Origin of the sequence: Paenibacillus canaveralius (genome assembly GCF_047238265.1) — a bacterium.
Lineage (GTDB): Bacteria > Bacillota > Bacilli > Paenibacillales > NBRC-103111 > Paenibacillus_F.
Genome location: NZ_JBDFMM010000001.1, coordinates 2,047,040 through 2,070,665, shown reverse-complemented (window position 1 = coordinate 2,070,665; position 23,626 = coordinate 2,047,040). Strand labels below are relative to the sequence as shown.

Below are 23,626 nucleotides of genomic sequence, written 5' to 3'. Positions count from 1 at the left end.
AGGCCGGTGCTACTCTTCCTGGAACAAATCGGTAGACAGGTAGCGTTCCCCGGTATCCGGCAGCAGGACTACGATCGTCTTGCCCTTGTTCTCGGGGCGCTCCGCCAGCACGGAAGCCGCATGAACGGCCGCGCCCGAAGAAATCCCGACGAGCAGCCCTTCGCTTCTCGCGAGCAGCCGGGCTGACGCGAGAGCTTCCTCGTTCGTCACCGTCACAATTTCGTCGACCACGGAGGAATCGAAATTACCCGGCACGAAGCCTGCTCCGATTCCCTGAATCTTGTGCATGCCTCGTTTCCCGCCGGATAGGACAGGCGAATCCGCCGGCTCTACGGCGACGATCGCCACCGCGGGATTTTTCGCTTTCAGCGCCTGTCCGACCCCGGAAACCGTTCCGCCCGTACCGACTCCGGCGACAAAAATATCGACCTCGCCGTCCGTGTCGCGCCAGATTTCCTCCGCGGTCGTCCGGCGGTGTACGTCCGGGTTCGCCGGATTCTCGAACTGCTGCGGCACGAAGGCCCCCGGCAGATCGGCCGCGAGCTCCTCCGCTTTGCGGATCGCGCCCGACATCCCCTCTTCCGCGGGTGTCAGCACAAGCTCGGCGCCTAACGCCGCAAGCAGCTTCCTGCGCTCGACGCTGAAGCTCTCCGGCAGCGTGATCATAAGCTTGTAGCCGAGGGCCGCGGCCGCGAAAGCGAGACCGACGCCCGTATTGCCGCTCGTCGGTTCGATAATGACGGAATCCGGCCGGAGCAGCCCTTTCTCTTCCGCGTCTTTGATCATCGCGTATCCGATGCGGTCCTTTACGCTGCCTGCCGGATTGAAGTACTCCAGTTTAGCCAGCAGCCGCGCCTCAACCCGCTGTTTTTTGCCGTAATTGACCAGTTCCAGCAGCGGTGTGTTGCCGATCAACTGCGTCAGATTCGTTGCAATGTTTGCCATGTATCTATCCCCCGTTTGGAATGCTTTATCCCTATCATGTTAGTCGGTTATCATCCTACGATACCACCAACGGGGGAAGATGACAAATAGGGACAGCCTGCCTTTTACCGGCCTCCGGCCGCTTTCAGCATCGCCGCGATCTCCCCGAAATTGCGGGAAACGGCGTGCCGGTACGGCGTGACGCCGTCCTCGTCGGGCAGATTCACATCCGCGCCGTGCTCCAGCAGCAGACGGACGATCGTCTGGTGAGCCTCTCCCCCGTCACCGAGGATGACGGCTTCCAGAAGCGCCGTCCAGCCGAGACGGTTTACATGGTTGACGTCCACTCCAGTCCGGGTAAGCAGCTCCCGCACAATATCGGTATGCCCCCGTTCCGAAGCGGGAATAAGCGCCGTCCCCCCGTACCGGTTGGTGAGGGCGGGATCGGCACCGGCGGATATGGCCAGCCGCAGCAGTTCCATATCTCCTTCGGCTCCGGCATACAGAAACAAATTATCGGAGCGGTCGTTGCGGATATTCACATCCGCTCCGGCCTCCAGCAGTACCCGGACAGCTTCTGGCCGGCGGTTGACCGCAGCCGCCATAACGGCCGTATTCCCCTGGCTGTCCCGAGCGTCCGCATCGGCCCCTTCCCCGATCAGCGCCCGGATTTTGTCCGCGTCGCCTTTCGCAGCCGCATCGAGCAGACGCTTGTTTTTCTCACTAGAAATTTCCGTCATTTCATTCCCCTCCGTTTCCTGTATTTGCGATTGTTGAGAAACCGGCGATTGCGCCGTTCCCGGTTCCGGACCGCCTGCATCTCCGCATCCGGTCAGCATCGCGGAGACCAGGACCGGGAAGATCAGAACCGGAATGAAACTGTTGAACCGTACGGGCATCGGCAGCCGCCTCCTTCATCCGTATAGGCAAAAGACCTCCGCAGAGGTCTTGTCTAAAGCGTGTGTTTAGCTGCTTTTCATTTCAAAGCATCGGTATTCAAACTGATCTTGCCCTGCTGGGTTGCCCACGCGCCGGAAGCCGTGACGGTGTAGGTCTTGCCGGGAGTCAGACTGCGTGCCCGCAGGCAGATCGAACGTGCCGACCGCTCCCTTGCGGCTCGTCACCTTGTAGACGGCCGTCAGTTTCTTGCCGTCCCCGTCCGTCAGCTCTACGCTGCGGCCTGAGAACAGCTCGTCACGCGGGTCTGCCGTGAGTGTAACGTCGACGGAGGCGGGGCTGACGGCTTTTGCGGACGCGATCACAAGCGGTGCCGCCGCCCGGGCGGTGAAACTTCCTTCCGTCACGGTGGCCCAGTCCGACGTTACGGTATATTTTACCCCTGGAGTCAGGATCTGTCCCGCGGGAAGTCGGAACTTAGGCGCCTGTCTGTCATCCGTTGCCTGCGTATACGGAACATACGCGGCGCGGATCGGCTGTCCGCCTTCCGGCGTAAGGGTAACGGACATATCGCGGAGAGAGGAAATGATCTCGTACGATTTTCCGCCGCTTGCGTTGCGGTCGTTCAGGTACATTTCCAGTCCGCCGCGCGTACCGAAGTACGACTCGACCACATAGCCGTAATCGACGACTCCGTCTTTACGGAACGATTCCAGCTCGAACGTGTCCGCCGTCACCTGCCGGGCTGCCGCCAGTTTTACCGTATGGGCGGAACCCGTAAACTTGCCGGCGGCTTTGCCTTTGTAGGTCAGCGTGTATGTTTTGCCGGGCTGCTGGACGGTGACGGGTACCACATACGTGGAGCGGGCTCCGTTCTTAAGCTGCGGAACGTTGCGGATCGTCATTCCGTTATCGAACCGGAAGTTCGTTTTCGCTTTGTCCAGATTCACGTCGGCCGCCGTCAAGGGGGAATCGAACGTGATTTCGAGCGTTGCGGCGGATAACACCCGGATATCCGTCACCGCGGCGTGCTCCGAAGGAATGTGAGCAATTGCTTTCATGCCGATCCGGGCCGCCTCGCCTCTAGTGACACGCGCATCGGGTTCGTAGTTTTTCAGCCACTGCTGAATGACCAGCGGTTTCTTCTCCGTCAGTTGGGCGATCCGGCCGACAAGCTCCTGCTGGGTCAGCATCAGTCTCCCATGATCCGAGTAATGCCCTGCGGCAGGCGCGAGCTCACCGTTCACGGATGCGGCCGGAGTAGCGGCGGATTGGGCGGAAGCGGGAGCGGCATTTAGGGGAAGCAGGACCGAAGCGGCTACAGCCGAAACCGTCAGCAGTTGAACCAGCGTTTTTTTCATATAAAATTCCTCCTGTAGGGTGCATGATAAGTTCTGGATTTCATCCTACAGAACGAAACTAAACTCCCCGAAAACAAATTCGAAACTTTTTCTAAACAGTTCAAGACAGCTCTTCCGTTAACCCGAAAACCGGTAGCCGACTCCCCAAATCGTCTCGATATATTCCGGCGCGGAAGGATCGGCCTCGATTTTCTCGCGGATACGCCGTACATGCACGGTTACCGTCGCGATGTCCCCCATCGAATCCATCCCCCATATTTTCTCGAAAATTTCCTCCTTGCGGAAAACCCGGTTAGGATGCCTGGCGAGAAACAGCAGCAGATCGAACTCCCTGGCGGGAAGCGGCACTTCTTTGCCCCGGATGTAAACCCGGTGGGATTCCGGTTCAATGGCCAGTTCCCGGATACGGATCTCGCCCGGCGCCGTCTCTTTCAGCCCGACCAGCCGTTCATAGCGCGTCAAATGCGCCTTCACGCGCGCAACCAGCTCTCCCGGACTGAACGGCTTCGTCATGTAATCGTCGGCGCCCATACCCAGTCCGCGGATTTTATCGAACTCGTCTTTCCGTGCGGATACGATGAGAATGGGCACTTCCGTGGCCGTGCGGATTTGACGGCATACCTCGAAGCCGTCTTTTCCGGGAAGCATCAGATCCAGTACGATCAGATCGAAACCTTCCGTAAGCGCCTTGTTCAGCCCGTCGTCTCCCCGGGTCGAAATCTCGACCTGAAATCCGTGCAAATTCAAATAATCCCGGTGCAGTTGGGCGATCGTCGCCTCGTCCTCAATAATCAGAATTTTTTTCATCGTGATGAGTTCCTTTCAGCAGCGGAAGCCGGATTACAATGCGCGTACCCGTCTCCGGATGGCGCGCTGACGCGTCTTCCGAAGCATTCTCCGCAAATATGCTTCCCCCGTGGTTATCGACAATTTGTTTGGCGATGGCCAGCCCCAGCCCCTGGCCGCCCGATTCCCGGTTACGGGACGTTTCCGCCCGGTAAAACCGGTCGAATACGTGGGGAAGCGCCTCGGGATCGATTCCCGGTCCCGTGTCGGTAATTTCGAGCACAGCCGTATCCCCGTCCCGGCGGAGTTCGAAGGCAATCGTTTTTTGCGGCTGCTCCATGAACTTGAGACTGTTTCCGACGACGTTGTTCACGACCCTTTTCATATGCATGGGATCCATCCGGACGTATAAAGGCCCAGGGGAGTTTCCGCCTGTTTCCAGTCCGATGCCTTCTTTTTCCAGCTCGAAACGCAGCTCATACACCACGTCCGCGACGAAACGCGTCAGATCCACTTCCTGCAGGGCAAACGGGACTTTATTCAAATCCAGCCGGGAATACAGGAACAGCTCCTCGATAAGATGATCCATTTCCTCCGCTTTGCTGTATATGATCTCCACATAGTTCTCCAGTTTGTCGGGCGTATCCGCCACCCCGTCCCGGATTCCTTCCACATAGCCGCGTATGGCGGACAAGGGCGTTTTCAAATCATGCGAAATGTTGGCGATAAGTTCCTTGCGGTTTGTTTCGTACTGCTTCTGCAGCTCCTCGGATTCCTGAAGTTTTCCTCTCATCTCCTCGAAAGCCGCGGATACCTGGCCGATCTCATCGTCACCCGGCTGAATCCGGAACCTCAAATCTCCCCGCTGGATGCGTGCGGCAGAAGCGCGCAGCAGATTAAGCGGCCGGATCATCCGTCTGGTGAGGAACAGATAGATGTAAATGTTCGAGCCGACGAGCAGCAGAAACAAAACCGACACGAATAGAGGCAGCAGCTTGCTCATCAGAACCGCGAACGGGCTGACCTCCCGGAAAACGAACAGCCTCCCCGGCTCCCCGTCCGCAAACCGGAAGTCGTACTTCGCGTAGCCGAAAAAGTTTTTTCCCGCCTGCAGCGTGCTTCGCATATGCACGTTTTCCGCTTCGTACGGAGGAAGCAGTTCGTCTATCCTCATTTCCGCCAGACCCGGAGAAATAAAGGCGCTGCCGGACCCTTTGCGGATCAGAAGAGAAGCGTGCGCAACTTTAAGCTGAAAGTCGTATTCTTTGTAGATATCCGGCAGGAGCAGCTCCTCCGGCTTCGTTTTGGAAAGATGCTTGAGATCCAGAAAAAGCGTTTCCTGTTCGGGGGTAAGCGGCTTCAGCCGGAGATGAACGTTGTAAAAAGATGAAATGCCCCTTACGTCTCCCGTTACGGCTGTCGTGACGATAAAAGCGGCTGCCGTAAAAAGCAGCACGGTAGTAACGAGAAGCAGAGTGAAGGAAGCGAGCAGGCGGGCACGGATGGACATGATTTTGCCTCCAGGTGATTTAAAATCGCGAAGTTTTCTTTACAGTCTACCAAGGAATTTTACGGCGATCAAAACAAAATTTTCACAACAATATATTAACGAATACTTGATATGATTAAGATTTTTTTGATGTAAGCGGTTTATTTTAGCTTATTTTTCCTAGTTTTATGCTTGATTTTGTAATTTTTAGTCGAAAAATAAGCGATTTCGGGTAGACTTCCCACCCTTTCATCCTTTACTATGAAAGTACAGGAATACGAATACAGGAGATATGCGAATGCAACATGAAGCTGGGAATTATGATGTGCTGCTGGTCATTCTCTCGATCCTGATGTCCGTGACGACTTCCTACGCCGCGCTGGACATGATTGACCGTCTGCTCCGCGGCGGCCGCTCTTTCCGTAAAATGATGCTGACCGCTGTCGTAACGGGCCTGGGCCTCTGGTCCATGCATTTTCTGGGCATGCTGGCCATGAATTTTCCTTTCGAAGTTCATTATCACCTGCCGCTGCTTGCCGTCTCTTTAATACTGCCTGTTCTCGCCGTTTTCCTGTCGCTGCTCATTCTGGACAAGGACCGCAAACCCGGAAAACGGTTTTTGGGCGCCGTCGGCCTGCTGGCCGGGCTTGCCTTCGTTTCCATGCATTATTCCGGCATCCTTGCCATGAAAATACAGGCCGTGTACCACCAGACGCCGGGGAGCCTGCTTGTATCGGTCCTGCTGGCCCTTATCGCCTCTTATCTTTTGCTGGCGCTGGCGGTCTACGCACGCGGGCTGCCTGACTACAACCTGCTTTCACCCTGGAAAACCGGGGGAAGCCTGCTCGCCGGAGGCGTTATAGCCGGCATGCATTACACGGCGATGGCAGGGGCTTCTTTTACGCCGTCGGAACGGGAGCTTTCTCTTACAAACAGCTCCATTATCGGGAATACGCTGCTGACCGTTCTTGTCGGTTTTACGACTTTTTGCGTGCTTTTCTGGGTTGGGTTCGTCCTCTACCGGGACCGGCAGAAAGTCCTTACCGCCTCGCGGTTCAACGAACAGAGATATACCGCGCTGTTCGAACACAGTCCCGACCTGGTCGTCTGCATGGATCCCGTCAAAAAAATGGTCGTCAGCGCAAATCCGTCCGTCTACGATAACACGGGCTATACGCAAGCGGAGCTCATGGTTCTCGCTCTTCAGGATCTTCTTTATTCCCGGGACGATAAGGTTAAAATCATGAACGCCCTCGCTGAAGCGGCTCAAGGACAAGCTTCCAAAATCGAAGTTTCCATCCGTACCAAACAGGGAGTGCGAAAATATCACCGCACATCGGTTTTTCCGCTCGATCACAACCGGCAGCTGCTCGTTTTTTTCGTATCGAAAGATATAACCGACAGGGTTGTGGTTGAGCAAGAACTTCGGCGAGCCAAAGAGCTGGCTGAAAGCGCTGTCAAAATGAAGAGCGAATTTCTCGATACCATGAGCCACGAGATCAGGACGCCGCTTACCGGCATTATCGGGATTAACCAGCTGCTGGCGGAGTCGGCGGAGTCCCCTGACGACCAGGAGCTGCTGGCACTTCAGGCCAAGAGCTCGCAGGCGCTGTTGAGGGTCATCAACGACATACTGGAACTGTCCAAAATGGAAGCCGGGCGCATATCGCTCCACCAGGAGCCTTTTCAGCTCCGGGAGCTTATCCGGGAGTGCCTTGACTTCTTTGCGATCATTATCCGCAATAAGGAACTCGCCATGGACACGTTGATAGACCCCGCGGTACCGGAAACACTTGTCGGCGATTACGGCCGTGTCCGCCAGATTCTCGTAAATGTAATCGGCAACGCCGTGAAATTTACGGATCAGGGCCTGATTTCGCTCGAAGTCCGGGTCTCGGAACGCGGTGATGAAGACTGCCTCCTCGAATTCGCCGTCAGCGATACCGGGATCGGCATCGACTGCAGCAAGCTCGACCGGCTGTTTCAGCCCTTTACCCAGCTTGACGGCGCCCCGAACCGCAAATACGAAGGGACGGGCCTGGGGCTTGCCATCTGCCGCAAGCTTGTTACGCTTATGGACGGCCGGATTTGGGCCGTTCCCGGCCGGACTGTGGGAACGGAATTCCGTTTTACGATCCGGCTGCGGGAGCTCAGCCATTTTATGCGCGAAGGAGACGGTCAGGAAGCCGGATAGATCGCCTGCGCTCGGCCAGTCATGCACAAAGAATGAAACCTCCTGACCTTAACGGTTTGGAGGTTTCTCTTTTTTTATTCCAGCAAGCCCAATTTTTCATAGACGCTTAGGGATACGACGCCATCCGCTCTGAGCCTGTGGTCCCGCTGAAATCTCCGCAGGGCTACGGTCGTCGAAGCCAGAAACTTCCCGTTGCAGACTCCGCCGTAATAGCCTGCGCTTTTCAGCCGGTTCTGAATGAGCTGAACATCCGCTCCGATATCTCCTTGGGCAAGCTTCCTCGGTTCATGGCCGGGATCTCCCAGAACATGCCCCGCGATCGTCACCTTCGTGCCGACAGGAATGAGGTCGTAAAGCTCCTCCACGTCGCGGTTTCTCATTCTGATGCAGCCGTGGCTCAAATGCTGGCCGATGGAATGCGGTTTGTTCGTTCCATGAATGCCGTACGCTCCCCACGGAACGTTAAGCCCCAGCCAGCGCGGTCCGAAAGCAGGACCCCAGTCCTTGCCTTTATAAATTACCCGATACTCGCCGACAGGCGTAGGCGTTGCCAAGTTTCCGACCGCGACCGGGTAAGTTTTAAAATGCTTCTTGTCTTTGAACACGACAAGCTTGTGCTTCAGAGGGTATACCTCAATCGAGAACGGCCCCCGGTCCGCAGCGATGGGAATGGCGGGCTCGACCATGTCTTCCGGAAACGGGCCGGGTATGTCCGCTCCCGCGGCAATTCCGGGTATCGGCATACTCAGCAGCAGGCAGATCGCGGCCAGCCCTATCCGTGCCCATCTTTTTAACTTCAAAAGCGGTTGTCTTTTGTTCATGTTTGATCTCCGCGGCATCATTCATTTTTTTACCGGGTGTCACGTCCGCTTTCGCTGCGCTTTTCCTGGACGGTCCCGCTCCGGATATTGAAATCGGGTCAATTCCCATGGGTCGTACAAAGAAGCGCGGATGAAAGCCGAAGCGGCAAATCGCTCTGCGCGGGCGTTCTCCCTTCTTCTCGAATGCGAGCTCGACCGGAATTTCATAAGCGTACTCCGGTTCAGGCTTGCCCGCATCTTCCGGTTCCCATTCCGTTAATCTGCGTACGGAAACGAAAGACCGGCTGTCTCTCTTCAAATCTTGAAGCAGCCCGCGGTTATGCGGACGGCTCAGCAGGTCCAGCAAAGCGTCATCATGCTGGTGAACGGCCGCGACAACCAGATCCGCCAATTGCTGCGGAGAAGCCTGCGCGGCAAAAATGTCCGCCCGGCCCGCGGCACGATGAACCATAAACTGGTGCACCGTGTCTTTGGAACGGGATTTGTGGGTCGTGCTCCCGGCAAAATGGATACAGGAATGTCCGCTGAACCCGTTTTCCGGAATGCCGTCTCCGCCATGCGGCATTCCGTTCATGGATGCGGCATAGCTTTTCCCGTTGAACCGGACGAGAACTGCCCGGCGGTCCCAGCTCCATTTTCCCCCGTAGACGGTCTTCATGACCTCCGTATCCTTCTTCGTCAGCGGCTGCACGTCCGCATGCTGCCGTCCGGCTCTGCGCTGAACCCGGAACGTAAGCCCGGTCTCCAGATCGAGCACTTCGAATCGGGCCAGACGGGGAATTTCTTTCTGCGCATCATTCCAGGAAACCGGCTCTCCGTAATGCTTATGGCGAAGAGCTTCCATCTTTCTCACAAGTTCTTGTCTGTGCGCTTCGTCCGGCCGAATCACTTCGTGCTCCATAGAGTCATAAATTTCTCCCGCCCGGCTGACCGGGTATATGCGTTCTCCGCCTCTCTCCCTCACTTTCACAACCGTGTCCGTAAAAGGAAAGTACGACGCCTTGCGGCGAACGCTCCCACCGAAAAGGCGGCCGGCGCTCAGTTCTGTCCCGGCTTCGCTCCGGTAAACCGCATCCGGCGACGATTGGACGGAAAGCACAATGCTCCCGTGGTCTCCGGGCTCAACCGCTTGCCGCATGGTTGCCGCTTCGGGAACGAGTAAAATTACACCGGCGGACAGAAGCAGGAAAAGGATTCGTATCTGTCTGCCCATTTTTTTATCACCTCACCTCGCTTCGCTTCTTTCCGTTTACCTCTCCGCTGACCATGGCCTTTCTTTCCCGGATAGTTTTCTCCAAAGCGCCGAAATCATGTGAGTCGGTGTGCAAATTGTCAGATTCGTCTGGCCGGAACATCCCCGGGTGAATGTGTCGGATTTCGGAACGGTTTTAAATTTATTTACTGTAAAATTCCATTATTTTGTTTTAGCCCGGACCGAACGGGTAATTAACAGTCGGGAAGCGAGTAAAATGTTTTTTATTTTCTTCTGGCATCTGAAATCGAAGGAGGAAGTTAACTTATGTTCCGTCATCAGAAAGAATTGCAGTTCGAGGTAAAAGTAGACCGACCGGACCCTATGCTGGCCCGTCAAGTGCAGGAAGTACTAGGTGGACAATTCGGTGAAATGACTGTCATGATGCAATATCTCTTCCAAGGTTTTAACTGCCGTGGAGAAGAAAAATATAAAGATATGTTAATGGATATCGGTACGGAGGAGATCGGACACGTCGAAATGCTGTGCTCCCTGATCAGCCAGCTCCTCGACGGCGCTTCTCCGGAAGATCAGGCCGAAGCGGCGAAAGACCCTGCGACGGCAGCCATCATGGGCGGTATTAACCCTCAGCATCTCCTCGTCAGCGGTTTGGGCGGCCTGCCGACCAACTCGCTCGGCGTGCCGTGGAACGGCGGTTATATCGTGGCGAGCGGCAACCTGCTTGCGGACATGCGCTCCAACCTTCATGCGGAAAGCCAGGGGCGCCTTCAAGTGGCTCGCTTGTACCATATGACCAAAGACGAAGGCGTACGTGCCACTTTCCGTAAAATGCTCGCCCGCGACCGTTACCATCAGTATCAGTGGATGGCCGCGATCAAGGAGCTGGAAGAGAAGAATGGCGTCGTGGTTCCGGCTTCCTTCCCGCCGGAAGCGGAGCTCGAAGCCCAGCCGCACGCATTTGAATTCTGGAACTTGTCGGAAGGCACAGAGTCTTCGGAAGGTTTGTGGGCAACCGGATCGGCGCCGGACGGAACGGGCGACTTCGTATATGTCGCGGAACCGGTTCCGCAAGGACAAGTTCCCGCACCGAAGGTTCCCGCATCCGAGACTGCATCACGATCTGGACGAATGGGAAAGCTTGAAACAAGCGGTTAAAAAATAAGAAAAAGGCTCTTCTCCTTGGGAGAAGAGCCTTTTTTTATCGTGTCTTTCGCGGGTGCGCGTGCGGCGCCGCGTTTACAGCCGGATATCCACAACCGTATGTGCGCCATGTTCAATTTCCATCACATAGAGGCCGTTGCTGCCGGAAAAGTCGCATTTTCCGGTCATTTCTGTGCCATCCCGGGAAGCGGTAAACGGCCTTTTGTACCCGACACGAAGGGTTCCGGGCAGGGAGGCGGTAATACGGCCTTGTATGAGTCGTCCGTCTTCCCACTCCATATCCGCCTCGTAGCCTCCCCGCGCGCGCAGCCCTTTGACGCGGCCGCTAGGCCAGGCGGACGGCAGCGCGGGCAGCAGATCCAGAAACCCTTCGTGGGACTGGAGCAGCATTTCGGCGGCGGCGGATGTCCCCCCCAGGTTCCCGTCAATCTGAAACGGCGGATGTTCCGTGAACAAATTGGGGTCGGCTGCGTGCCGAAGCAGAGCCGTCAGGTGCCGATGGGCTTCCTCGCCTTCTCTCAGCCTTGCCCAGTAATGGGCGATCCACACCCGGCTCCAGCCGGTATGTCCGCTGCCGCCGGCCAGCCGGTGCTCCAGCGTCACTCTGGCCGCTTGAGCCAAGTCCGGTGTACGGAACGGGGAGATAAGCTCGCCCGGAAACAGGCCGAACAGGTGCGAGATATGCCGGTGGCCCGGATCCTCTTCCTCCTCGTCGCCGAGCCATTCGAGCAGCTGCCCGTGCCTGCCCGTCGCGGGCTGCGGCAGACGGGCCTCCGCCGCCGTCAGTTCCTCCAGCAACGCGGCTTCGGCCGGGAGGGCGGCGTATTCGCGGACGGCCGCATGAGCACAGGTGGCGCTGGCCTCCGCGGCAGGCTCCGTGCCATCGGCGCTGCACGAAGGAGTCCGCTCCGGCCATGCGGTCCCGGACGCTTCGCGTTCGCCCGCCAGCAGCTCCGCCGCTTCGCGGACAGCCCCGAAAAGCGTGCGGGCGAGCTGAATGTCCATGGCCGGAGCCATGCACAGATAGCCGCTTTTTCCGCCGGGAAGCACGTATTTGTTCTCCGGCGATACGGAAGGGCCCGTGAGCAGCCCGCCCTGACCGTCCTCCGTCATGAAATCGAGCAGGAACCGGGCTGCTTCTATCATGACGGGATAAGCCCGCCGTGCCAGAAAATCTTCGTCCCCGCCGAACCGGTAATGCTCCCACAGATGAAGGGCAAGCCACACTCCGCCCATCGGCCAGACGGCCGCCCGCGGAAGCATCCCGTTGATGCCGCTTTCCGCCCACAAGTTTGAATTGTGGTGAACCACAAAACCCCTGCATCCGTAGAGACTCCGGGCGGTTTCTCTGCCGTTTTCGACAAGCCTGTCTATAAAATCAAACAGCGGTTCATGACATTCGCTCAAATTGCACACTTCCGCCGGCCAATAATTCATCTGCAGGTTAATGTTCAGCGTGTAATTACATTCCCACGGAGGCTGGTAATCCGCATTCCAGATTCCCTGAAGGTTGGCCGGAAGCGTGCCGGGCCGTGAACTGGCCAGAAGCAGATAGCGTCCGTATTGAAAAAAAAGCGCAAGCAGCCCCGGGTCCTCCCCTCCCTCGCGAACACGGTCAAGGCGCTTGTCCGTGGAAAGCAGCCGGACATCGTTATCCGGCGTATCGAGCTCCAGGCTCATCCGGGCAAAAAGAGGCGCATAATCCGCCTCGTGCTCCCTTTTGACCGCTTCGTAGCCCTTCCGCACGGCCTCCGCGACCTGCCGCCTGCAAACGGCCGCGGGATTTTCATGGCGGAAGCTTGTCTGCGCGGCGACATAGATCGTCGCGGCTGCGGCTCCCTTCACGAGGACGAAGTCACCGGCCGTACGGACCGTGCCGCCTTCGGCGCTCACGCCCGCAAGCGCGGCATACCGGACCCCGTCCGGTCCGCAGCGGCCCTGCATAAGCACCGCATGCGGACCGTCGGGCGCCGCTCCTTCGTCGAAGGGACGCCGCCCCAGATGAAACCGGAAGCTCAGTCCTTCCGGGTGAGTGGTTGCGAGGCGGAGCACAAGCACACCGGCCGGAGCGCTGGCGAACAGCTCCCGGGTGTAGCCCGCGCCTTGCGACGTGTATTCGACGCGGCACAGCGCCTTCGCCAGGTCCAGCTCCCGGCAGTAAGTACCCGCTTCCGGCTCATGCTCTCCGAACCAGATGCGCAGGTCTCCCAGCGGCTGGTAGGGGCCGGCGTATTTAGGGATGGGGGTCAGCCCCACATGAGCAAGCTCCTGCGCCTCGGTCACACGGCCCTCCATGAGCAGCCTTCTGACTTCGGGCAGAGCGGCAGCAGCCTCCGGATTCGTCCGGTCTTTGGGACCGCCGTACCATAAGCTGTCCTCGTTAAGCGAGATCAGTTCTTCCGCTGGGCGTCCATAAATCATGGCGCCCAGTCTGCCGCTGCCGACCGGGAGAGCTTCGGTCCATGCCTGAGCGGGCCGCGTATACCAGAGCTTGTTAGCAGACATGGTCCGCCTCCTTTACAGGCTTGCCGGTGCCATATTCCGAAAACAGGCACCCGCCTTATTTTTAATGTTGCTTCCTTGCTTCACATGCCACAAACATTCCGTACTTACGGGTTTATCGTTCTCCCGCTTTAACCGGTCTCTTCGGCATCGGCGGGACAGATCCGCCCGCCGCTTCCGGTTCCCGGCCATCCGACGAAGCTTTCGTCCGGGCTTTCCTTGGCGGGCTTGGAAACCGGCATCATCATCGTCATCTTCGTCCCGATGCCGGGCTTGCTTTCGATACGGAGGCCGAATTCGCCTCCGAACACGAGCTGGATCCGGCGGTGCACGTTCAGCACACCGATCCCGCCCCTTCCGCTCTCATCCATTCCGGCCGAAGCGGAAGCATCCGTCAACTGCTCTGTTTTTAGCTTGGATTGAAGTTTGTCCAGCGTCTCCCGGCTCATTCCCGTCCCGTTGTCTTCCACCGAAATCCAGAACTTTCCGACTTCTTCTCCGGCATCGATCCGGATCCAGTGGTGATCCTCCAGACCGTCCGGAAAAGCATGCTGAAACACATTTTCGATCAGCGGCTGCAGAGTAAGCCGCACCATTTTCTTAAGCAGAAACTGCGGCGGAACCGCGACATCCAGCTCGAACTCCCGGTCGTGGCGGTGCTTCAAAATAATCATATAGTTCAGCACATGATTCAGCTCGTTGGCGACGGTTATCTCTTCCAGATTCGTTTGAACCGAGTAGCGCAGCATATAGGCCATCGATTTGACGATTTCCGAAATTTCTTCGGAATCCTGCACGACAGCGTAGCATACGATCGTTTCCAGCGTGTTGTACAGGAAATGGGGATTGATCTGCAGCTGGAGAGCCTGGAATTCGGCCTGCTGCCGTTCGAGCTGGGTTTTCTGCTGTTTGAGCTCGCCTTCGTAAACCTGCTCCACAAGCTCCGACAAGCGCCCCACCATCAGGTTGTAGCGCTGCATGAGCTCCGTGATCTCGTCCCGCCGGTTCGGCAGCGGCACCGTGGACCATTTGCCCTGCTCCGTCTGCCGCATGCCCTGAATGAGCACGAGAATCGGCCGTGTGATCGAGCGGCCGAACCGGTACGCGAGCGCGACCGCGATAGCCAGCGTGAACAAGCCGATCAGAATCGTCGTCGTGCGGATGGCCGTCACCGGCTTTTTCAGCTCGCTCATCGGCATCGAAACGACGAGATTCCAGCCTGAGTAAGAGGATCTGCGGCTCATGTAAAGCCGTTCCTCCCCGTCCGGCCCTTTATGCAGGAAGGAGCCTGTCTCCCCCGCACTTACAATCCGGGGCACCAGCTCCGGCAGCGCCTGCGGACCGATTCCGTCCTTGGACGGCTGATAAATCATCTCGCCTTTATCGTTGACGATGAAGAAATAGCCGCCCTCGCCCAGATCGATCCCTTTCCAAAGCATGGAAAGATCGTTCGAACGGATTTCGACGGCCAGAATTCCTTTGTAGTCCGCCGACTGAAGTCCTTTAATCTGCCGGGACAGCCGGATGACACTGCCGTTCATCGCCGGAAGAATGCTGTCCGTCGTAATGCTGAGCGTTCCGTCCGGTTCCGTGACGCTCTTCAGACGCTCCATCTGGCCGAGTATTTTTTCCCGGGAATACGTTCCCTCCGCCTGGTCGTTGCTGTAGCCGTAAATTCCGTTGCCCGCAAAGCTTATCGCGTACATGGACACAATCTCGGGATTGCGGATAAAGATCGGCTGAAGCGCGGTTTCCCGGATCGTGCTCCAGAACTTGTAATAATCGTAGGGCTCCGGAACCGGAGGAAGATCGACGAATTTCTTGATATCCCGGTTGGTCAGCAGCGAAATCGTGAGCCGGTCGTAGCTTTTCACATACACATCCGTATGATGGAGCGCATTGGTTAAAATCTGGTTCATATGAAGCCGGTTTTGTTTATCCAGCTCATCGGACGCCTTTTTATACGTAAAGATCCCGACAGAGGTCAAGGTGATCAAAATTATCGAGAGCAAATAAAGAAAAATTTTGCGGGAAAGGTTCCATTTAATCATTTAATCCCCAACTGCTGCCGGTATTCCGAAGGGGAAAAGCCGGTCGTTTTCTTGAACATTTTCGTAAAATGCGGATAGTCTTCGTACCCGACTTTGGCGGCCACATCGACGATGCGGATATGCGGGATTGCCAGAAGCTGCTGCGCCTTCTCCATCCGTTTCTTGATCCGGTATTTCACAAACGTTTCATTGGTCATTTTCTTGAACATGGAGCTGAAATAAGTCGGAGTGAAGCCGGCCATCTCCGCTACCTCGTCGAGCGTAATTTCTTCGGCCAGATGCGTGTCGATATAAGTCTTTACTTCATCGAGCAGATTTTTGTAGGTGCCGCTGCGCTGCTGATGCAGCTTCCCCATGATGTCCTCCAGCCGGAGACTGCATCTGCTCGAAAATGTGGTCCTTGGAAACGCAACGCCCGTCCTCCCATTCGTTCTTGACCGGGAGTCCCCTGGCCTGGAGTCTCTTAAGAAGCAGCGCCATGCATTCCTTGATGAGCTGCCGTAGCTGGAGCATGTTCATTCCGCTCGCCAGACAGTTCTCCCTCCACTCTCCGATCAGCGTGCGCAGCCTGTCCTCTTCGAGGTTCCAGAGGAGCTGTTCCATCTGTTCGATCACGTCCACGCAATCCGACAAAGCCACGAACCCTTTCACCCGGTTTTTCATAAAATCGGCCAGCACTTCATGAAGATCCGGCGCCGTCACCGGCTTCAGCAAATAATGCTTCACGCCGTAGAACAGGCATTTCTGGGCGTAAGAGAAATCGCCGAAGCCCGAAATGACGATACACGGAATATGGCTGTACTGCTCGTGGATAACCCGGCACAGCTCCAGCCCGTCCATTTTCGGCATCCGGATGTCGGTAAACACCAGATCGATTTCGCGCTCCCGGATAATTTCAAGCGCGGCGGCGCCGTTGGCCGCCGTATGAATGCCCGCGAATTCGAACGGATAAAGCTCCGCCATTTTTACGAGGCCTTTGCGAATAATCGGCTCATCGTCGACGATCAACAAATGCATGGTAACAGCTCCCCCGTCGCGAAATATGTGCTTTTGCAAAAAAAGCGGGCCTCCCCTCTAACGTCTGCAAGGGAGGCGGATCTTTCGGGATGCCGGAATTTAAACGCTTTCATTCCAGCTTCCGTTCAGCTTTGTTAACGGGCGCGGTCAACCACGCCTTCTTTTTTGTTGTACCGTTCCGTAGCTTCCTTGATAATTTCTTTGCCGCCCTTGGCTTTGTATTCTTCGATTACTTTGGGCCAGTCGGAAATCGGGCGTTTGCCGTAAATCATCTGGATCATCTGGTCCAGAATGAATTTGGGACCCGTATCCCCGCCGGAAGCCAGGTCCGGATATTTCGTGAAGGAAGCCAGGCTCGTCGTAAACGTAATGCCGCCTACGCCCTCCTTGGACAGCACGTTATCAAACGCCCGGACCATATCTTTGCCGTCCTCCGTCAATTCGGACAGCTTCTTGTTGTAGGTAAGGTCGTGAACCATCCAGAGCGTCGTCTGCCGGTAATTTGCCTCGTCGATTTCTTCCTTCGTTTTCGGTTGTTTATAGTTGATCTTACCGTTCTCCTTCGTGTAGGTTTCCCCTTCAATCCCGAAGGTGAAGAACTCTTCCGCTTCTTCCGTACTCATCCAGTCGAAGAACTGGATAATCTTCTTGGCTTTCTCTTTGTCCACCTTGCTGTTGATATACTTCGCCGTGGAGATATATCCGTACACGCCGTGTCCGCCCTTGCCTTCGGGACCTTTGGGGGAGGGGACGATATCCACTTTGCCGTCCTTCACCGCATCCTTGATTTTGCCCCGGAAATTCAGCAGCGCCTCGCCGTTCGCCGACCAGATGCCGGATTTGCCGGCCGCGATATTTTTGTTGTAGTCGGTTTGGGAAACGGTTGCAAAATCTTTCGGAATGAGTCCTTCCTCATACATCGTTTTGTACGTCTGGAGAGCTTTCATCATATTGTCCACATCGAAAAACTTCGGCACGACTTCGCCGTTCATCAGTTCAAACTGATACGGCATAACATCGTAAGCGCCCAAGAACGTGTCCGCATATTTGAACTGCTCGCGGATCTGGTACGGATTTTCGACGCCCATTTTCTTGAACGCCCGCAGAACGTCCAGATACTCCTCGACGGTGACAGGCTGCTTCAGGTTCGCTTTCTCCAGCAAATCCGTCCGGATAAAGGTCGCCCGTCTCGACGGGTTGGTCAGCCAGCCGGGTATGCCGTAAATTTTGCCGTCGTACGACGTTTCCTCCCAGGCCTCCTTCGGAACAAGCTTCATCAGATTCGGCGCGTACTCCTTGAGCAGATCGTCCAGCGGCATGAACACGCCCGCTTCCACCGACCCGGACATCGAGGACGTTGTCGGGCCTCCGCGCAAATTGCTGACGACATCCGGAATATCGTTGCCTGCGAACAGCAGGCTCATTTTCTGATCGAATTCTTTGTGAGAAAGCGGTTTCAAATCCAGGTCCGTGTTTGTGCGTTTTTCCAGTTCCAGCACCCATTTGTCTTTGTTGATATCGGACGCGGATTCCAGATAGGCGTTGCCTCCCGTAGAGAAGGAGACGGAGAATTTAACGGGCCCTGCGCCCGCCGCGCCTTCTTTTGCCGGTTCTTTGGAATTGCAGCCCGCAAGCGTTCCGGTAGTAAGAACCGCCGCCAAAAGTACACCCAAGCCTTTTTTCATCAAGAATCCTTCCTTTCATCTCTTCCTCGTTATACGTCCCCGGTTACACTTTCATGATAAGGGCTGGAGATTTTTACGGGTATTGGGATTCTTATTTTGGCGTTGTGTTCTTTTATGATTTAATCGACCCGATAAGCATACCTTTTATGAAGTATTTCTGCAAAAAAGGATAAATAAGCAGGATCGGCACCGTCGCCACCACGATCACGGCCATTTTGATGCCTTCGGGCGAAATATTGAGCGTGTTCTCGAATGTGGACGTCATCTCCCCGAAATTGTCCGTAATGACGATTTCTCTCAATCTGACCTGCAGCGGAAACAAATTCCGGTTATTGATATAATACAAGGCATTGGAGTAGGAATTCCAGTGGGCCACCGCATAGAACAACCCCATTGTCGCCATAACCGGCTTCGACAGAGGCAGCACGATGCTCCAGATCAGCCGCATTTCACCGCAGCCGTCGATCCTGCCGGAATCGACAAGCTCGCCGGGCAGCCCCGAAAAGAACGAACGCATAATAAATAAATTGTAGGCGCTGATCATGCCGGGAATGATGAGTGACCAGACCGTGTCCAGCAGCCCCAAATTTTTGATAAGCAGATAGTTCGGAATAAGCGGCGCGCTGAAAATAAACGTAACGAGCACCATCAGCAGCAAATACCGGCGACCGATATATTCCGGACGGGACAGCGGATAAGCCAGCGAGGTCGTCGCAATCAAGTTAATGAGCGTGCCGGCGACCGTCACGAACACGGAAACGAGAAAACCCTGCCATACGGAGCTGTCGCTTAACACGAACGCGAAATTGGACAAAGTAAACTCCACCGGAAAAACGGACACCCTGCCCTGGTTGAGCGCCAGCTCGCTGCTGAACGACTTCGCCAGCACGTGGACGATCGGCAGGATCATACAAATTGCCACGACTGTCAGCAGCACGTAGTTAAACCCCTGGAATGAGCGCTCTCCCCTGCTTTCTTTCATCATAAAATGTCACCTGCCCCTAGTATAAAGATTCGCCTGTCGCTTTCTTGCTGAGACGGTTTCCGATCATGATAAGCACAAGGCCGATTAGCGATTTAAACAGGCCGATGGCGGTCGTATAGCTGTACTGTTTGCCCAGCAGCCCGACCCGGTAAATGTACGTATCCAAAATTTCGCCGCTGTTCGAGTTCAGCGAATTCAGGAACACATAAACCCGCTCGAATCCGAAATCGAGAAAATGCCCGATATGCAGCAGAAACATGATCGCGATCGTCGGCATAATGGTCGGAATCGTAATGGCCGTCGTCTGCTTCCAGCGGCTCGCTCCGTCGATTTTGGCCGCTTCGTAAAGCTCCGGGTTAACCCCGGCAAGCGCCGCCAAATAAATGATCGTTCCCCAGCCCGCGTCCTTCCAGACGCCCGAACCGATCAGAATGCTGCGGATATAGGAATCTTCTCCGAGAAAATATACCGGCTCCATGCCGAACCAGCCGAGCATCGTATTCACGATTCCCGTCGTCGGAGAAAGAATGCCTACCGCGATCCCCCCGATGATGACCCAGGACAGAAAGTGCGGCATATACACGACGGTTTGAAGAATCCGTTTGTAGACCATTTTGCGCACTTCGTTCAGCAGCAGCGCCAGAACTATCGGCACCGGAAACGCGATCACGATATCGTACAGCCCGATCAGGAGCGTATTCATGAAAATCTTCAAAAACTCGTCGTATTCGAACATCCGGACAAAATTGTCCAGGCCGACCCAGGGACTGCCCGTGATTCCCTTAAACAGGTTGTAATTTTGAAAAGCCATGACGCTCCCCATGAGCGGCACATACTTGAACACGATAAAATAAAGAATGCCGGGAATCGAGAGCAGATACAGCGCTTTGTATTTGCGCAGATTCGATCCGACTTCATGCCTCTGCACGTACCTGACTTTGTCGGACGGCTGAATTTTACTGGCCATAAGTACCTCCTGGGCTGTCGGAATAGGCGGATGAAAGACTTTATATGGTGTAGAGACCGGGTTAAAAAAGAACGCGGGACACGCCGGCCGCTTTCAGCCACGCATCCGCGATAAGCGCATGACCGGCGGGAGACGGGTGCACCCCGTCCGGAGCCCAGTACGCGCAGGGCGCCTTCGCCGAGGCCTGCGCGAACAAGCCGTCCAGCGGCACGTATGCCGTCCCGTATTCCCGCGCTAGATCCCGGACTCCGTGAATTTTCGGGTCGAGGTCTTCGCGCCAGCGCCGCCGGTCTTCGGGAACCGGCAGTACGAACGGCTCGATCAGCATCAGCCTTACGCCGGGAAGTCCCTCTGCCGTCCGGTCCAGAATGTCCCGGTAGCCGGCGACGAACGCTTCCGCGGATGTCGGATCGCTGCGGTCGTATCTTCTCCACGTGTCATTGACGCCGACATAGATCGAGACGACGCCCGGCTTCAGCTCCAGGCAGTCCGTCTCCCAGCGGGCCTGCAGGTCCCGGACCCGGCTGCCGCTGATTCCCCTGTTAAGGAACGTGACGCCCAGTTCCGGATACATGCTGCCGAACCGGGCCGCCGCCATCCAGGCATAGCCCCTGCCGAGCTCGCAGCCCGGCTCCCGTTTGGCATCGGTAATGCTGTCTCCCTGAAACAGCACGATATCGTTTTGTTGAATCAGCATGTCGGGGGACCCTCCTTGAGCGGAATCACCAGATTCCATGTTTTCGTGCAATCGTGAAAACCTCTCGTGCCGTCGGAAGCGGCAGCGAACAGATGAGTAGGCACACCGTCCTCCATGAGCAGAAACGGCCGCTCCAGATTGCCCGCCTGCCTCACGACACCGTCATCCCACAGAAAGGTGCGGGAATAAGCTTTCGGAGGATCGCACAGCGACCACGTCACCCCGTCCGGCGAAGAGGCGCGGATGCCTCCGTATTTTTCTCCGCACAGGCGGCCGGTCATGTCTTTGGCAATCATCGAAAAGCCGTCCTCCGTCTTCCACACAAACGGGTCTTCGATGTTGAAATCCCGTGGGAACAGGGGCCCCTCGGCCAGCCTCGTATACGGACCTTCGAAGTGAGGGGCCTTCGCCGCCCCAATCGTCATTTCCCCGTGACGGAAGCCTTCGTACTTCCTGGCCTTGTAAACCAGGAGGACCGAACCGTCCTCCAGAACGCAGGGAGCCGGATTCGATGTCAGGAAGCTGTCGAACCTGCCCGGGCGCACGTCCAGCACGGGTTCGTCCCGGCGGAGCCACGGACCTTCGGGCCCGCTTGCCGTGGCGATGCCGATCCGCTTGTTGGAACGGGCCACGACCGCTGCGGGATCGTCCAGACCAAGCGGCTCTCCCGGCTGCGGGTCGGCGAACGGATGAGTCGAACCCATGTAATAGAGCACATAAGTATCGCCGATCCGGACGATATGCGGATTGTGCGTGCTGCGGCCGTCCCAGTACTCGGCTCCCCGCGCGGGAAGCACCGTTTCCGCATACGTGTACGGCCCTTCGGGCGTATCGGAGACGGCGCGGACTACCTCGGACGAGACGAGCCAGCCGGGATGCATCGGCAGACTGTCCGGCCAGCGGGACGCAAACAGATGGTAGCGTCCGTCCTCGCCCTTCACGGCCGAACCGCACCAGACCCAATACCCCTCCATGCGGAATCCGCCCCCGACCGGAGCCGGCTTAAAGCTGAACATGCGGCTTCTCCTCCTCCGTTAACGCTTTCATAACGACCTGCTGCAAATTCATCAAATAACCGCCTCGTATGTTTTCGGCCCGTACGGTCAAGGTGTATGTGCCCGGACCCGGAATTTCGATGCCGCCGATCTCACGGACCGCAAAATCATACGGTCCTTCCGTGGGAACGACTTCCGCCCGGAGCGTATGATCTCCGCACGAGACGGAGTACCCCCCTCCCGAGACGCCGGATTCCGCCGCGTACGAGAGACGGACGGCGTATCTTCCGGGCTGCGCGGCCCGGAACGTCCATGAAAGGCTGTCGCCCGCACGGCTCCAGTCCGTAACGTTATCCCGGCCCTTCTTGCCGGTGTCGTAGCGCAGCCGCTCTCCGGCGGCTTCCCCGGCGAAAGCCGGGAAAGTCGTCGTGCCTTCCTCCATCAGCCGTTTGAGCGGGTCGGCTGCAAGTTCCCCTTCGTATTGGAGCACCAATACGGAAGAAGCGTTGTCCGGCAGGAGGCCGGGAAGCTCCACAAGCAGGTCCAGCCCGTTCAGCCGCCGGAAACGCGGCCCGGGCGCCGCAGGATCGTGCAGCCAGCGGACCGCGGTGACCGGGTTTGCGATGCCCGGCACGATCAGCCTGCCGCCGGGCGGCCGCCGCAGGATGTGCAGGAACAGCTTCCGCTGCCGCGGATCAGCCGTGCAGCAGCCCCACTCGGGGCGTCCGATCGGGCTGCCCTCCGTGCCGCGGACGCTAGCGTGATGGACGGCCATCCAGCGTCCGACTTCCCGCAGCAGCCCCCGCGAAGATTCGTCAATGCGCCCGCTGCCTTCGGGGCCGACATTGAAGACCGTATTGCCGCCCCGGCTTGCCGTCTCAACCAGAATCCCGATCAGCTCCTCCGGCGTTTTCCAGTTCCGGTCCGCATGACGGAAGCCCCACGAATCGTTCAGTGTGAAAATCGATTCCCAATCCGGCCGGGTTACCCGGACGCTGAGCTGGTTGTCTCCCGGATTGCCGTAATCTGCGTATGCGTCGGAACGGATCCGTTTGTTGATCAGGCAGCCGGGCTGAATCGAACGGACCAGTTCGGCGAACTCGCGTCCCTGCTCATCCGTGATTTTATGGCCGCAGTCGAACCAGAGAATGCCGACGGGCCCGTAACCGGTGAGCAACTCGCGGATTTGGGGGAACGCTTTCTCCCGCAAATACCGGTGAAATCTGCGGCTCTTCGCTTCATCCCGGGTCCAGCTTTCGAGCGTGTCCCAGGCCCCGATATTATCGGGGTAATCCCATGTATTTCCTTGGGAATCAGGGTGATGCCAGTCCATCGCATGGGAGTAATAGAGGCAGAATGTAATTCCGCCTCTTCCGCATGCCTCGCTTAATTCGCGGATCGGGTCCCGGCCGCTCGGACCGAGCCGCACGATGTTGTATCCGCTCGCTTGCGAGTCGTACATGGCAAACCCGTCATGATGCTTCGCCGTGACGATCATATATTTCATGCCGGCTTCTTTGGCGGCGGCGACCCACTCGTCCGCCTGAAAACCGCTCAGGTCCATGCCGGCGGCCACCTTCTCGTACTCCCGGACGGGAATACGTCCTCTAAGCTGAATATGCTCGGCGTAGGCGGCCTCGACTTCCTCCCCGTTCCATCTTCCTCCGAGCAGCGAGTACGGCCCCCAATGGACAAACATCCCGAAACGCGCCTCACGCCACCAGGCAAGTCTGCCATCGGAGCTTTTTCCGCCGGAAGCGCGCACCTCCGCCGCCGGACTATCCGGCGGGCGGCTGCGTCTCGCTTCCGCTTCGGCTCCGTCCATCAGCGGATCATTCTCCCGCACGATACATCCCTCACTTCATCTGTAGATTCGTATCC

18 protein-coding genes and 1 pseudogene are annotated in these 23,626 nt (G+C 56.9%); 2 read left to right on the top strand and 17 right to left on the bottom strand.

Annotated features, from left to right (window positions below):
• Positions 1-9: 9 nt before the first annotated feature.
• The 5 genes from cysK to ABC395_RS09705 form a co-directional block, all read right to left on the bottom strand.
• Positions 10-945: a cysteine synthase A gene (gene cysK, locus ABC395_RS09725; protein ID WP_413002564.1), complete on the bottom strand. Its 936-nt coding sequence runs from the start codon at positions 943-945 to the stop codon at positions 10-12.
• Positions 946-1,049: 104 nt separating this feature from the next.
• Positions 1,050-1,823: an ankyrin repeat domain-containing protein gene (locus ABC395_RS09720; protein ID WP_413002562.1), complete on the bottom strand. Its 774-nt coding sequence runs from the start codon at positions 1,821-1,823 to the stop codon at positions 1,050-1,052.
• 66 nt (positions 1,824-1,889) lie between these two features.
• A complete protein-coding gene (locus ABC395_RS09715) occupies positions 1,890-3,182 on the bottom strand; it encodes a hypothetical protein (RefSeq protein ID WP_413002561.1) in 1,293 nt (430 codons plus the stop codon).
• 117 nt (positions 3,183-3,299) lie between these two features.
• Positions 3,300-3,989: a response regulator transcription factor gene (locus ABC395_RS09710; RefSeq protein WP_413002559.1), complete on the bottom strand. Its 690-nt coding sequence runs from the start codon at positions 3,987-3,989 to the stop codon at positions 3,300-3,302.
• Positions 3,967-5,478, bottom strand: coding sequence for a sensor histidine kinase (locus ABC395_RS09705; protein ID WP_413002557.1), 1,512 nt, complete (start codon positions 5,476-5,478; stop codon positions 3,967-3,969). Before ABC395_RS09705 ends, ABC395_RS09710 begins: the two co-directional genes overlap by 23 nt.
• A 277-nt stretch (positions 5,479-5,755) precedes the next feature.
• Between ABC395_RS09705 and ABC395_RS09700 the strand changes: the two genes are divergently transcribed.
• Positions 5,756-7,651 (top strand): sensor histidine kinase, encoded by a 1,896-nt coding sequence (locus ABC395_RS09700; protein WP_413002555.1) that lies wholly within the window; start codon positions 5,756-5,758, stop codon positions 7,649-7,651.
• 74 nt (positions 7,652-7,725) lie between these two features.
• On the opposite strand, the gene ABC395_RS09695 is transcribed toward ABC395_RS09700, so the two are convergent.
• Both ABC395_RS09695 and ABC395_RS09690 read right to left on the bottom strand, forming a co-directional pair.
• On the bottom strand, positions 7,726-8,337 hold the full coding sequence (locus tag ABC395_RS09695; protein ID WP_413002554.1) for a L,D-transpeptidase family protein: 612 nt from the start codon (positions 8,335-8,337) through the stop codon (positions 7,726-7,728).
• The gene (locus ABC395_RS09690) at positions 8,285-9,685 is read right to left on the bottom strand and encodes a hypothetical protein (RefSeq protein ID WP_413002553.1); all 1,401 of its coding nucleotides are present in this window, start codon (positions 9,683-9,685) and stop codon (positions 8,285-8,287) included. Before ABC395_RS09690 ends, ABC395_RS09695 begins: the two co-directional genes overlap by 53 nt.
• Before the next feature lie 306 nt (positions 9,686-9,991).
• Between ABC395_RS09690 and ABC395_RS09685 the strand changes: the two are divergent.
• Positions 9,992-10,847, top strand: a pseudogene (locus ABC395_RS09685) (manganese catalase).
• Between the two features lie 74 nt (positions 10,848-10,921).
• Here ABC395_RS09685 and ABC395_RS09680 read toward each other — a convergent pair.
• The 10 genes from ABC395_RS09680 to ABC395_RS09635 all read right to left on the bottom strand — a co-directional run bounded on the left by ABC395_RS09680 (position 10,922) and on the right by ABC395_RS09635 (position 23,591).
• A complete protein-coding gene (locus ABC395_RS09680; protein WP_413002551.1) occupies positions 10,922-13,351 on the bottom strand; it encodes a glycoside hydrolase family 95 protein in 2,430 nt (809 codons plus the stop codon).
• A 128-nt stretch (positions 13,352-13,479) separates the two neighbouring features.
• A complete protein-coding gene (locus ABC395_RS09675) occupies positions 13,480-15,399 on the bottom strand; it encodes a cache domain-containing sensor histidine kinase (RefSeq protein WP_413002550.1) in 1,920 nt (639 codons plus the stop codon).
• Positions 15,396-15,755, bottom strand: coding sequence for a helix-turn-helix domain-containing protein (locus ABC395_RS09670; RefSeq protein ID WP_413002548.1), 360 nt, complete (start codon positions 15,753-15,755; stop codon positions 15,396-15,398). Before ABC395_RS09670 ends, ABC395_RS09675 begins: the two co-directional genes overlap by 4 nt.
• Positions 15,703-16,416 (bottom strand): response regulator, encoded by a 714-nt coding sequence (locus tag ABC395_RS09665; RefSeq protein ID WP_413002546.1) that lies wholly within the window; start codon positions 16,414-16,416, stop codon positions 15,703-15,705. Before ABC395_RS09665 ends, ABC395_RS09670 begins: the two co-directional genes overlap by 53 nt.
• 134 nt (positions 16,417-16,550) lie before the next feature.
• Positions 16,551-18,101: an extracellular solute-binding protein gene (locus ABC395_RS09660; protein ID WP_413002544.1), complete on the bottom strand. Its 1,551-nt coding sequence runs from the start codon at positions 18,099-18,101 to the stop codon at positions 16,551-16,553.
• A 112-nt stretch (positions 18,102-18,213) separates the two neighbouring features.
• A complete protein-coding gene (locus tag ABC395_RS09655) occupies positions 18,214-19,086 on the bottom strand; it encodes a carbohydrate ABC transporter permease (RefSeq protein ID WP_103995007.1) in 873 nt (290 codons plus the stop codon).
• Between the two features lie 16 nt (positions 19,087-19,102).
• Positions 19,103-20,053, bottom strand: a complete 951-nt coding sequence (locus ABC395_RS09650; protein ID WP_413002542.1) for an ABC transporter permease — start codon at positions 20,051-20,053, stop codon at positions 19,103-19,105.
• Positions 20,054-20,114: 61 nt separating this feature from the next.
• Positions 20,115-20,750 (bottom strand): SGNH/GDSL hydrolase family protein, encoded by a 636-nt coding sequence (locus ABC395_RS09645; RefSeq protein WP_413002540.1) that lies wholly within the window; start codon positions 20,748-20,750, stop codon positions 20,115-20,117.
• Positions 20,744-21,766, bottom strand: coding sequence for a glycoside hydrolase family protein (locus ABC395_RS09640; protein ID WP_413002538.1), 1,023 nt, complete (start codon positions 21,764-21,766; stop codon positions 20,744-20,746). The genes ABC395_RS09645 and ABC395_RS09640 overlap by 7 nt, the downstream gene beginning before the upstream one ends.
• Positions 21,753-23,591: an alpha-L-fucosidase gene (locus ABC395_RS09635; protein ID WP_413002536.1), complete on the bottom strand. Its 1,839-nt coding sequence runs from the start codon at positions 23,589-23,591 to the stop codon at positions 21,753-21,755. Before ABC395_RS09635 ends, ABC395_RS09640 begins: the two co-directional genes overlap by 14 nt.
• Positions 23,592-23,626: the final 35 nt, after the last annotated feature.